The 11,207-nt window shown below is 65.2% G+C and carries 12 protein-coding genes; 10 read left to right on the top strand and 2 right to left on the bottom strand.

What is annotated here, in order from left to right; genetic code table 11:
* Positions 1-228 precede the first annotated feature (228 nt).
* Entirely contained in the window at positions 229-1,653 is a 1,425-nt protein-coding gene (locus CWO91_RS39335) for an FAD-binding oxidoreductase (RefSeq protein ID WP_130220741.1), read from the bottom strand.
* Between the two features lie 86 nt (positions 1,654-1,739).
* Here CWO91_RS39335 and CWO91_RS39330 point away from each other — a divergent pair, with 86 nt between their 5' ends.
* Positions 1,740-2,246: a thioesterase family protein gene (locus CWO91_RS39330; protein ID WP_130220742.1), complete on the top strand. Its 507-nt coding sequence runs from the start codon at positions 1,740-1,742 to the stop codon at positions 2,244-2,246.
* 3 nt (positions 2,247-2,249) lie between these two features.
* Here the strand turns inward: CWO91_RS39330 and CWO91_RS39325 are convergent, their stop codons facing one another.
* A complete protein-coding gene (locus tag CWO91_RS39325; protein ID WP_008556598.1) occupies positions 2,250-2,423 on the bottom strand; it encodes a DUF1328 domain-containing protein in 174 nt (57 codons plus the stop codon).
* A gap of 237 nt (positions 2,424-2,660) precedes the next feature.
* Here CWO91_RS39325 and CWO91_RS39320 point away from each other — a divergent pair, with 237 nt between their 5' ends.
* From CWO91_RS39320 to CWO91_RS39280, 9 genes are all read left to right on the top strand, one after another.
* Positions 2,661-5,225: an ATP-dependent helicase gene (locus CWO91_RS39320; RefSeq protein ID WP_130220740.1), complete on the top strand. Its 2,565-nt coding sequence runs from the start codon at positions 2,661-2,663 to the stop codon at positions 5,223-5,225.
* A gap of 7 nt (positions 5,226-5,232) precedes the next feature.
* Positions 5,233-5,523: a type II toxin-antitoxin system HicB family antitoxin gene (locus CWO91_RS39315; RefSeq protein WP_128944699.1), complete on the top strand. Its 291-nt coding sequence runs from the start codon at positions 5,233-5,235 to the stop codon at positions 5,521-5,523.
* A gap of 89 nt (positions 5,524-5,612) precedes the next feature.
* Positions 5,613-6,029 (top strand): hypothetical protein, encoded by a 417-nt coding sequence (locus tag CWO91_RS39310; RefSeq protein ID WP_130220739.1) that lies wholly within the window; start codon positions 5,613-5,615, stop codon positions 6,027-6,029.
* Positions 6,029-6,697 carry an OmpA family protein gene (locus CWO91_RS39305; RefSeq protein WP_130220738.1) on the top strand — a complete coding sequence of 223 codons (669 nt, stop codon included), beginning with the start codon at positions 6,029-6,031 and terminating at the stop codon, positions 6,695-6,697. Before CWO91_RS39310 ends, CWO91_RS39305 begins: the two co-directional genes overlap by 1 nt.
* Before the next feature lie 174 nt (positions 6,698-6,871).
* A complete protein-coding gene (locus CWO91_RS39300; protein ID WP_165406027.1) occupies positions 6,872-7,390 on the top strand; it encodes a DUF962 domain-containing protein in 519 nt (172 codons plus the stop codon).
* A gap of 30 nt (positions 7,391-7,420) precedes the next feature.
* Positions 7,421-8,452 (top strand): NAD-dependent epimerase/dehydratase family protein, encoded by a 1,032-nt coding sequence (locus CWO91_RS39295; RefSeq protein WP_130220736.1) that lies wholly within the window; start codon positions 7,421-7,423, stop codon positions 8,450-8,452.
* Positions 8,453-8,479: 27 nt separating this feature from the next.
* Entirely contained in the window at positions 8,480-9,106 is a 627-nt protein-coding gene (locus tag CWO91_RS39290; RefSeq protein WP_130220735.1) for a methyltransferase family protein, read from the top strand.
* A 301-nt stretch (positions 9,107-9,407) separates the two neighbouring features.
* The gene (locus CWO91_RS39285; protein WP_130220734.1) at positions 9,408-9,617 is read left to right on the top strand and encodes a hypothetical protein; all 210 of its coding nucleotides are present in this window, start codon (positions 9,408-9,410) and stop codon (positions 9,615-9,617) included.
* 142 nt (positions 9,618-9,759) lie between these two features.
* The gene (locus tag CWO91_RS39280) at positions 9,760-11,064 is read left to right on the top strand and encodes a PQQ-dependent sugar dehydrogenase (RefSeq protein ID WP_130220733.1); all 1,305 of its coding nucleotides are present in this window, start codon (positions 9,760-9,762) and stop codon (positions 11,062-11,064) included.
* Positions 11,065-11,207: the final 143 nt, after the last annotated feature.

Raw genomic sequence — 11,207 nt, 5'->3', positions numbered from 1 at the left:
CCCGCCGCCATGTCCACCGCCATGTCCACCGCCATGTCCACCGCCATGGCCGCCCTTGGCCAGCGCCGCGCCTGCCAGCATGCAGGAAAACGCCACCGCGGCAATTCCGACGACCCGTCGCAGCATCACACCCTCCCGCGCAAAGCCCTGCCATTGAGGCATCGGAACTTGGCGGGAATTGGAACCGGCAACGCTGCCGAAAGTTCCGGGTCCCTGACTTCGCAGGCCTTAGGCCTCCGGCACGATCTTGCCGGGGTTGAAGATATTGAGCGGATCGAGCGCCTTTTTCAGCGCCCGCATCGCATCCAGCGCTTCGGGGCCGAGCTCGGCCTTGAGATATTTCTGCTTGCCCTGGCCAATGCCGTGCTCGCCGGTGCAGGTGCCGTCCATCGCCTGCGCACGCTCGACCAGGCGATGCATGAACTCCTCGCCGCGCGCCATCTCGTCGGGATCATTGACGTCGCAAACCAGTGAGCAGTGGAAATTGCCGTCGCCGACATGGCCAACGATCGGCGACAACAGGTTGAGCCGCTTGAGATCCTCCTCGGTCTCGCTGACGCAGTCGGCGAGGCGCGAGATCGGCACGCAGACGTCGGTTGCGACCACGCCGATGCTGTCGCCCGGCCGCAGCGCCTTCACCGACCAATAGGCGTCGTGCCGCGCCTGCCACAGTTTGGTGCGATCCTCGGGCTTGGTGGTCCAGGAGAAATCGCCGCCGCCGCATTCTCTCGCGATCTCGCCGAAGGCCTTGGACTGTTCGGCAACCTCGATCTCGCTGCCATGGAATTCCATCAGCAGCAGCGGTGTCTCCGGCAGCGTCAGCTTCGAATAGGCGTTGCAGGCCTTGACCTGCGCGGCATTGAGCAGCTCGATGCGCGCCACGGGAATGCCGGTCTGGATCGCCAGGATGACCGCCTGACAGGCGCCGTGCACGGTTTCGAATGACACCGCCCCGGCTGCGATCGTCTCGGGAATGCCGCGCAGGCGAATGGTCAGTTCCGAGATGATGCCGAGCGTGCCTTCGGCGCCGACGAACAGATGGGTGAGGTCGTAGCCGGCGGATGATTTCTTGGCGCGCGTGCCTGTCGTGATGATCTCGCCATCGCCGCGCACGACTTTCAGCGCCAGCACGCTCTCGCGCATGGTGCCGTAGCGTACCGCATTGGTGCCGGAGGCGCGGGTCGAGGCCATGCCGCCAAGCGAAGCATCCGCGCCGGGATCGATCGGGAAGAACAGGCCCTGGTCGCGCAGATGCTCGTTGAGCGCCTTGCGGGTGACGCCGGGCTGGATCACGCAGTCGAGGTCCTCGGCATGCACCGCGAGCACCTTGTTCATGTCACGCAGGTCGACCGAGATGCCGCCGGCGGGCGCGTTGACCTGGCCCTCGAGCGAGGTGCCGGTGCCGAACGGAATGACGGGCACGCGATGCTTGGCGCAGATCCGCACCGCGTCCTGGATGTCGGCGGTCTCCTGCGCCATCACCACGCCGTCGGGCGGCTGGTTGACGATCCATGTCGTGGTATGGCCGTGCTGTTCGCGAACGGCCTGCGAGGTGATGAGGCGGTTGCCGAAGCGTGCGGCAAGCTGTTCCAGCGCGCTTGCGAGGGCTTTCGGCTCCGGCCGCGGCGGATTATTGGTGATGGTCGTGCCCACGGACATTCCTCCCGAGAGAAGAACCGTGGCAAAGGACATAAAACCGGTCAAGTCAAGGGACCGGACGCATGGCTAGGGAAGAACATATGCCGGAGACCGCCGCCTCAGCGCCCCAAGCGGAGCCGTTCCGCGCCTCGATCATGCAGATCGAGCCGCAATGGATCGATTACAACGGCCATCTCAACATGGCCTATTACAACGTGATGTTCGACCGGGCGATCGACCAGCTCTGGCTCGAACTCGGGATGGGGCCGGCCTACATGAAGGAGCGAGGCGGCTCGAGCTTCACCGCCGAATGCCATGTGCGCTATTTGCGCGAGATCCACCTCGGCGATCCCGTGCAGATTTTCGTCTGGCTGCTAGAGGCCGACGACAAGCGACTGCACACCTTTGAGGAGATGCGTCACGCCACCGAGGGCTGGCTGTCGGCAACTTCCGAGAACATGTCGCTGCACATGGACATGAAGGCGCGGCGTGTTGCGCCATTTCCGCCCGATATCCGCCAGCGTATCGCTGCGGTTACCAAGGCCCACAGCGCAGTGCCACGCCCCGAGGGCATCGGCCGCAACGTGGCGATGCCCTCGAAGCGGTAGCCGCTATATTCTGTTGCGGCCGCGCGCCAAGCCGACCACGGCCGAGACCAGGAACAGGACGACCGCAATGAAGAAGATGATCTTGGCGATCTCGATCGAGGCGCCGGCGATGCCGCCGAAGCCCAGGATACCGGCGATCAGTGCGATAACCAGAAACGTCACAACCCAGCCAAGCATGTTCAAACCCTCGTCTTGATGTCTGTCTGCGTCCAGCGCGGCTGCCGCGCCACCTGCCCAGACAATCTCGACGCGAGAACGATGGTTCCGGCCCACGCAAGAGCGAAATTCGCTGCCTTCGCAGGAACAAATCGGCCTGCCGCGCACGTGGAAAACCCTGTCCCGGCGCCCCATATAGGGCCCAATCCCTGTTAAGAAGGCTCCCTTCCGTCACCCCGCGGTGCCATCGTGGGGCCAATGATTCGCATGACCGAGCCGAGCAAGATCACAGGCGTTCCCGACCACCAGCCCGCAGCCGGCGGCATCGCCGCACGTGCGCGCGCCTCCGTGGGCCCGAAATATCTCTCCGGGCTCAATCCGGAGCAGCGCGAGGCGGTGGAGACGCTGGACGGTCCGGTCCTGGTGCTGGCCGGTGCCGGCACCGGCAAGACCCGCGTCCTGACCACGCGGATCGCCCACATCCTGAGCCAGGGCCGCGCCCGCCCCGCCGAGATCCTGTCGGTGACCTTCACCAACAAGGCCGCGCGCGAGATGAAGCATCGGCTCGGCCAGATGCTCGGCCATGCCGTCGAGGGCATGCCGTGGCTCGGCACCTTCCACTCCATCGGCGGCCGCATCCTGCGCGTCCATGCCGAGCTGGCGCAGCTCAAGTCGAACTTCACCGTGCTCGATGTCGACGACCAGGTCCGGCTTCTCAAGCAGTTGCTCCAGGCCGAGAACATCGACGACAAGCGCTGGCCGGCACGCATGCTGGCGGGCCTGATCGACGGCTGGAAGAACCGCGGCCTGACGCCGTCGCAAGTGCCATCAGGCGAAGCCGCCGTCTTCGCCAACGGCAAGGGCGGCAAGCTCTATGCGAGCTACCAGGAGCGGCTGAAGATCTTGAACGCAGCCGATTTCGGCGATCTCTTGCTGGAGAACATCCGCATCTTCCGCGAGCATCCGGACATTCTCAGGCAGTACCAGCAGCGCTTCAAATTCATCCTGGTCGACGAGTATCAAGACACCAACGTCGCGCAGTATCTGTGGCTGCGGCTGCTGTCGCAGGCGCCGTCTTTCACCTCTCCCCGCGTGCGGGGAGAGGTCGCATCGCGCAGCGATGCGGGTGAGGGGGACTCTCCGCAGACCGAGCTCGTTGAGACAGCCCCTCACCCCAGCCCTCTCCCCGTGAAGGACGGGGAGAGGGAGAAGACCAAAAACATCTGCTGCGTCGGCGACGACGACCAGTCGATCTATGGTTGGCGCGGCGCCGAGGTCGACAACATCCTGCGCTTCGAGCACGATTTTCCGGGCGCCAAGGTCATTCGCCTCGAGCGCAATTACCGCTCGACCGGCCACATCCTCGCCGCTGCCTCGCATTTGATCGCACATAATGAAGGCCGGCTCGGCAAGACGCTGCGCACCGAGGACCAGGACGGCGAGAAGGTCACGGTGACGGGCTCGTGGGATTCCGAAGAGGAAGCGCGCGGCATCGGCGAGGAGATCGAGCAGCTGCAGCGCCAGGGCGAGAAGCTCAACGAGATCGCAATCCTGGTGCGCGCCTCCTACCAGATGCGCGAATTCGAAGACCGCTTCGTCACGCTTGGCCTGCCCTATCGCGTCATCGGCGGCCCGCGCTTCTACGAGCGCGCCGAAATCCGCGACGCGCTCGCCTATCTGCGCGTCATCAATTCACCCGCCGACGATCTCGCCTTCGAGCGTATCATCAATACGCCCAAGCGCGGCCTTGGCGACGCCACCGTGCAGATGCTGCACGACCACGCGCGCAAGCGCCGCATCCCGCTGTTCGAAGCGGCGCGCGCGGTGGTCGAGACCGACGAGCTGAAGCCGAAAGCGCGCGGCTCGCTTCGCGATCTCATCACGCAGTTCGACCGCTGGCGTGCCCAGCGCGAGGTCACCGCGCATACCGACCTCGCCCAGATCGTGCTCGACGAGAGCGGCTACACCGAGATGTGGCAGAAGGACCGTTCGGCCGACGCCGCAGGCCGGCTGGAGAACCTGAAAGAGCTCGTGCGCTCGATGGAGGAGTTCGAGAACCTGCAAGGATTCCTCGAGCACATCTCGCTGGTGATGGACCGCGACGGCGGCGCTGAGGACGACGCGGTGTCGCTGATGACGCTGCATTCGGCCAAGGGACTCGAATTCGACAACGTGTTCTTGCCCGGCTGGGAGGAAGGCCTGTTCCCGAGCCAGCGCACGCTGGACGAGCAGGGCCGCGCGGGGCTGGAAGAAGAGCGCCGGCTCGGCCATGTCGGTCTCACGCGCGCCCGGCGCCGCGCGAAAATCTATTTTGCGACCAACCGCCGGATCCATGGCACCTGGTCGACCACGATCCCGTCGCGCTTCCTCGACGAATTGCCGGCGGCCAATGTCGAGATCACGGAATCCAAGGGCGGCTCGGCCTGGGGCGGCACCGGCGGCTACGGCGCCTCGCGCTTCGACGACATGGAGGCGTTCGGCTCCAGCTATTCGACGCCGGGCTGGCAGCGCGCCCAGGCCAACCGCAACCGCGGCGGTCAAGGCGGCCGCGGCGGTTTCGAGGAAGAGGCTACCTCGTTCTCGTCTTCGGCCTCACCCGATTTCGGCAGCTTCTCCTCGCGCCGCCGCGGTCCCCTCACCATTGAGGGCGAACTGGTCGCCAAATCGACCGGCACGACCTCGGAATTCTCGCTGGAAGACCGCGTCTTCCACCAGAAATTCGGCTACGGCCGCGTCACCAAGATCGACGGCAACAAGCTCACCATCGCCTTCGACAAGGCCGGCGAGAAGAAGGTCGTGGACAGTTTTGTGCAGCGGGCGTGAGGCCGCTATGCCTCACTACATCGCCATCATCGAGGATGCCGGCCCGGACGACGCCGTCGGCGTCTGGTTTCCGGACCTGCCAGGCTGCATCTCCGGCGGCGACGACGTCGACGAGGCCCTGGAGAATGCGCCCGAGGCGCTCGCGCTCTATGCGCAGGACCTGATCGCGGACGGCCGGCAGCTTCCTCCGCCGCGAACGCTGGCCGAGCTCGAGGCCGATCCGGAATTTGCCGACGATCTCAGGAACCACATGGTCGCCCAGATCGAATGGCCACCCCGCGCCGACGCCACCGAGTGAGGACTGTTCGCCGCACTGGCCGGACTCTCGACAGTTCTGGTCCGAACAGCTCTTGACCATCGCGAACTTCCCCGTATCAGATGCAACCCATGGTCCGGGGCTCCGTCACATTGATCGTGCTTGTATTGGGGATGCCGTCGCTTGCGGCGGCGGAGACCATGAGCTTTGGTGATTCGATCGGAAAGCTGGCGGCGAGCTGCGGTGCGGAAATCGTCGCCAATTGCCGCGGCGTCAATCCGGATTCGACCCGGCTGAAGGAGTGCTTGTCGCGCAACCGCGACGTGCTGTCCCCGCAGTGCCAGAGCGACTATCTCGGCGTCTTCGACGCCATCCAGAAGCGCGTCGCCGCGCGCGTCACGGTGGCGAACGCCTGCCAGCGCGAAATCGTCAAGGTCTGCGGCGGCTCGACCAAGGAGACCAGCAAATCGATCCCCTGCCTGGTCTCGACGCCCAAGGGCATCAGCAACAACTGCCTGAAGGCCGTCGACGATGCGGGGTATCGCTGATGCGCGCGAAGTGGCTCTCCACCGCCGGACTAGGCATCGCGCTGGGCTTCGTCGTGCTCGCAGGCGCCGCGCGCGCGCAGACGGCGGCGCCGACCCGCGACGACATCGTCGGCAAGCTCAACCATTTCGAGGAAGCCGCCGAGGTCGATCTTCCCGCGCTGAAGCAGCAGGTGATGGAGCGCGCCAAGGCCAGGATCAAGAACGATCCCGGTCCGGTGAACCGGCCGCTGATCGCGCCTGACCTCGCCAAGCTGCCCGCCTTCAACGCACAGATCCAGTTCGACGCCGACACGCCGATCATCCAGCCGGCGTCCTACCAGACCGTCGGCCGCATTGCGGATGCGCTGGTGCATTCCTCGCTGCTGCCCTACACCTTCCTGATCGTCGGCCATGTCGAGTCCAACTCGAAGACGCGCGAGGCCAATGTGATCCTGAGCCAGCGCCGGGCAGATGCGATCCGCGACGTGCTGGTGAACACGTTCAAGATCTCGACCAAGCGGCTGCATCCGATCGGCCTCGGCGAGGAGCAGTTTCTCGACCGGGCCAAGCCGACTTCGGCCGTCAACGGCCAGTTGCAGATCCTAACCTATGCCAAGCTGCCGGAGGAGCCTGCGCGCCCGGCTGCGGCACCTGCGCCTGCGGCGAAAAAGCCCGCCAAGAAACGCTGAGCGAACGCGGCTTCGCGCTGACGGAACCCTTTGAAGTTCTGGTCATTTTGTGACCTGTCTCACAGCGCAACAGCGCGGTCTCGCGCGACAATAGCGCCGGTTTGTGCACCGCCCTATCAGGTGCTATAGCCTCTGTTCGCCCCTTCCCCCGACCCCGTGCTGCATGAGACCGAAATGGGTGGCTTTTTTCAGCGCCAACTTGCCGTCTACGTCGAGTACCATCGCGATCCCCGGAACACGGCGATGCATGTGGTCGGCATCCTCCTGCTGTTCACCGGCGCTGTCATGCCGTTGACACTGGTCAAGCTGCCGCTGTTCGGATTCGATGTCAGCCTCGCGGTGATCCTGGCGCTGCCGGTCCTGATTTACTGGCTGCTGCTCGATCTGGGGCTCGGGCTCGGCATTTTGGCCGTCTCCATTGTGCTGTTTTCGATTGCGACCGCCATCGCGGCGCAAGTCAGCATGGTGGCGATGTGGGCGATTTTCGCCACGCTGGTCGTGCTCGGCCTCGCCGCGCAGACCATCGGCCACAAGGTTTTTGAGGGGCGCGAGGCCTCGTTGTTCACTTTTCCCTCGCATCTTTTGCTTGGACCGATGTTCGTGATGGCAAAATTATTCATTGCACTGGGCTTCCGTCGCGACCTTGCCGCGATTCTGGGGCCTCTTCCGACCAATTCCCTTTCGACTCGATAACTTCCAGAAGCGAAACAGCAAACCGTCTTCATGGCTCTCGTACTGGTTACCGGTGGCAGCGGCTTCATCGGACATCATCTCGTAGAAGCGCTCCGCGCCCGTGGGCAGCGGGTGCGTGTTCTCGATGTCCGCGCTCCGGCCGCGGCGAACGCGGACGTTGAATATGCCCATGGCTCGGTGCTGGACCGCGATGCGGTCGATGCCGCGCTGGCCGGCGTCGATCAGGTCTATCACCTCGCCGGCCTGCCCGGCATGTGGGCCGCCAACAAGCAGGACTTTCACGCGGTCAATTGCCGCGGCACCGAGATCGTGCTCGCATCCGCGATGAAGCGCGGCGTGTCGCGCTTCCTGCACTGCTCGACCGAATCGATCCTGTTCCCCTATTCCGAGCTCAACGGTGTTCCCGCCGAAGAGGCGCTGCAGCCGGCCGAAGCGATGCCCGGCGCCTATACGCGCTCGAAGTCGCTCGCCGAGCATTGCGCCGCGAAGGCCGCAGCCAGTGGCTTTCCGCTCGTGATCGGCACGCCGACCATGCCGATCGGCGCCGCCGACCACAATCTGACGCCGCCGACCGCGATGCTGTGGTACTTCCTCCAGAAGAAGGTGCAGCCGCATCTCAACTTCCTGGTCAACCTCGTCGACGTCCGCGACGTCGCCATGGGCCTCGTGCTGACCATGGAGCGTGGCCGCCTCGGCCAGCGCTACATTCTCGGCGGCGACTGCGTCCCGCTCGGCAACATTCTGCGAATGATGTCGGCAATGAGCGGCCGGCGGCAGTTTCCGGTCGTCGTGCCGGGCAGGATCGCCGAGCTCTCCGCAATCATGCTTGAATCCATCGCCGATCATATCACGCGCCGGCCGCCGAACGGCACCGCCGAGGGCGTGCGCATTGCGCTGGCCGCGAGCGACCTCTCGATCGGCAAGGCGCGCACCGAGCTCGGCTATTCGCCGCGTCCGATCGAGCCTGTCTTGCGCGAAACCATCACCCACCTTCTCGCCCGCGGCGGCCTGGCCGCCTCCGGCGCCATCGAGCATCACGCGCTCTCCTCGCGCGCGAGCTGAGCGCTCCGCCCAACGCAAAGAACCTTCATGTCCTTCGATTTCAGCAAGCTTCTCTCTATCGCCTGGGGTGGTTGGACCACGACCTGGCCGACGCAACTGCTCGCCCTGATCTGGCTCGCCTGGCTCGCCAGCTGGGTCGGCGCCTCGTTCTGGCAGGGCCGCACCCAGAAGCAGGTGATGACCCTGGAATCCGGCCGCTATCGGATTCCGATCCTGGTCGGTGGCATCCTGTTCACGCCGTGGACGGCCGAAGTGCTGAACGAGAAGCCGCTCTGGGTGTTCAGCAACCTAGGGGTCTACATTACGGCCCTGATCGTGCTCGCCGGCATCTCCTTCACCTGGTGGGGACGGCTGCATCTCGGCAAGTTCTGGTCCAACACCATCACCCACAAGGAAGACCACCGCGTCATCGACACCGGTCCGTACGGCATCGTGCGCCACCCGATCTACACTGGCCTGATCGCCGGCATGCTCGCGACCGGCATCGCGGTCGGCACCGTGACCGCGATCCTCGGCGCCATCCTGATCTCGCTCGGCATGTGGCAGAAGGGCCGGATGGAAGAAGTGTTCTTGTCCAAGGAGCTCGGCGAGGACGCCTACGGCGCCTATTGCCGCCGCGTGCCGATGATCATCCCGTTCCTGTCGCCGCGGTGAGATTGCAAGCGCACCACATGCTCCCTGTCGTCCCGGCCGAGTGCGCAATTGCGCACGGGGGCCGGGACCCATAGCCACAGGGCATAGTTTGGTGAAGACTCGTTCATTTGGTACTTCTACCGCCCACAACCGATAGATTCCGCGGTATGGGTCCCGGCCTTCGCCGGGACGACACCGAGAATTTTGCGAGCTCGCGGTCATCTCTCAAGCACATGGCGTAGCTTCGCTTTCTCGCCCGGAACCGCCGCTCCCTGCCCCCGTTACCTCTCGACGCATGCAACTACCCGCAAAGCATCGAGCCATGTCGGACGCCTACGATTATTTTCGCGAGCACGCGATTGCCGCCGTCCACAAGGCGCGGGTACTGCCGCCTGGGCGACCGAAGCAGAAGCAGCGCACGGTGGCACGGGTCTATCACCTCCTGTCCAAGGAGGCCGCGCTCGGACCGAACATCCGTCACCTCCATGATGTTCGCACGACAGAGCGGCTCGAGCGGCAAATCGGCCGCTGATCTCCGCGCACAGCCCGTCAGTGCTCGTCCCATGCAAATTCGATCGGCTGCCATTCCAAGGGAATAGAGCCCGGCGGCATGCCGCACAGGTTGACGTCTGCCCCGTCAACCAGTTGGATGCGCGCGCACACAGGGGCTTCTCATGACGTTTTCAAGCGTCTTTGCGCAGTTCGTTGCGCTCCTCGGCGGCATCGCGCTGCAATGGCGGAAGCTGTCGGGCACCGAGCCCGCACCCGCCTGGGGCGAGAAGCCCGCGATCCCCGAGGCGAAGCCGCAAGGCGCGATCCCGACCTTGAAGATGCCGACCGCGCGCGGCTGGAGCGAGGGCCAGAAGCCGACCGTCGCGCCCGGGCTCAAGGTCAATGCGTTCGCGACCGGCCTCGATCATCCGCGCTGGATCGAGGTGCTGCCCAACGGCGATGTGCTGATCGCGGAAGCGACGCAGGTTGCAGGTCCCCCGCGCACCGTGTTTCACTATGCGATGCAGGCGACGATGCGGCGCGCCGCAGCGCTCGGCGTTTCCGCCAACCGCATCACGCTCTTGCGCGACAAGGACGGTGACGGCGTCGCGGAGGTTCGCGGCGCCTTCATGGAAAACCTCAGCCAGCCGTTCGGCATGGCGCTGGTCGGCGACACCTTCTATGTCGGCAACACCGACGGCGTGATGGCGTTTCCTTACGTCGCCAATGCCGACCGCATCACTGCGCCGGGCAAAAGGCTCACGACGTTCAAGCCGGGCGGCCACTGGACCCGCAGCCTGCTCGCAAGCCCCGACGGCAAGAAGCTCTATGCCGGTGTCGGCTCGCTCAGCAACATCGCCGAGATGGGCATGGAGGTCGAGCAAGGCCGCGCCGCGGTCTACGAGCTCGACCTCATCGCGGGCACGCATCGCATTTTCGGCGCGGGCCTGCGCAATCCCGTGGGACTCGCGTGGGAGCCAACGACGGACGTGCTCTGGACCGTCGTCAACGAGCGCGACGGCCTCGGCGACGAGACGCCGCCGGACTATCTCACCTCGGTGCGCGACGGCGGCTTCTATGGCTGGCCCTATTGCTACTGGGGCAAGACGGTGGACGACCGCGTGCCGCAGGATCCGGCGATGATCGCCAAGGCGCTTCAACCGGACTACGCGCTCGGCGGCCACACTGCCTCGCTCGGCCTGTGCTGGATGCCCGCAGGGACCCTGCCCGGCTTCCCCGACGGCATGGTGATCGGCCAGCACGGCTCGTGGAATCGCAGCAAGCTGTCGGGCTACAAGCTGGTGTTCGTTCCGTTCGAGAACGGCAAGCCGTCCGGCCCCGGTCGCGATATCCTGTCGGGCTTCCTCGCCCCCGACGAGAAGGAATCCTACGGCCGCCCCGTTGGCGTCGCGATCGGCCCCGACAAGAAGTCGCTGCTGATAGCCGATGACGTCGGCAACGTGATCTGGCGCGTGACGGGCACGTAAGACGAAATGTCGAGGTAGACGCCACGGGCTCCGTGCACCTCTCCCGCTTGCGGGAGAGGTCGGCGCGAAACGCCGGGTGAGGGCTCTCTCCCCTTGGGGATTCTTCGTTGTGGAGACACCCTCTCCCCAACCCTCTCCCGCAA

This window comes from Bradyrhizobium genosp. SA-3, assembly GCF_004212635.1.
GTDB lineage: Bacteria > Pseudomonadota > Alphaproteobacteria > Rhizobiales > Xanthobacteraceae > Bradyrhizobium.
This window is presented reverse-complemented; position numbering and strand designations above follow the sequence as displayed.

Coding starts and splice junctions, on each gene's coding strand:
- CWO91_RS39300 (WP_165406027.1), top strand. CDS start 6,872: ATGGGTGGCTTTTTTCAGCGCCAACTTGCCGTCTACGTCGAGTACCAT.
- CWO91_RS39325 (WP_008556598.1), bottom strand. CDS start 2,423: ATGCTTGGCTGGGTTGTGACGTTTCTGGTTATCGCACTGATCGCCGGT.
- CWO91_RS39280 (WP_130220733.1), top strand. CDS start 9,760: ATGACGTTTTCAAGCGTCTTTGCGCAGTTCGTTGCGCTCCTCGGCGGC.
- CWO91_RS39290 (WP_130220735.1), top strand. CDS start 8,480: ATGTCCTTCGATTTCAGCAAGCTTCTCTCTATCGCCTGGGGTGGTTGG.
- CWO91_RS39295 (WP_130220736.1), top strand. CDS start 7,421: ATGGCTCTCGTACTGGTTACCGGTGGCAGCGGCTTCATCGGACATCAT.
- CWO91_RS39310 (WP_130220739.1), top strand. CDS start 5,613: ATGGTCCGGGGCTCCGTCACATTGATCGTGCTTGTATTGGGGATGCCG.
- CWO91_RS39330 (WP_130220742.1), top strand. CDS start 1,740: ATGCCGGAGACCGCCGCCTCAGCGCCCCAAGCGGAGCCGTTCCGCGCC.
- CWO91_RS39285 (WP_130220734.1), top strand. CDS start 9,408: ATGTCGGACGCCTACGATTATTTTCGCGAGCACGCGATTGCCGCCGTC.
- CWO91_RS39320 (WP_130220740.1), top strand. CDS start 2,661: ATGATTCGCATGACCGAGCCGAGCAAGATCACAGGCGTTCCCGACCAC.
- CWO91_RS39315 (WP_128944699.1), top strand. CDS start 5,233: ATGCCTCACTACATCGCCATCATCGAGGATGCCGGCCCGGACGACGCC.
- CWO91_RS39305 (WP_130220738.1), top strand. CDS start 6,029: ATGCGCGCGAAGTGGCTCTCCACCGCCGGACTAGGCATCGCGCTGGGC.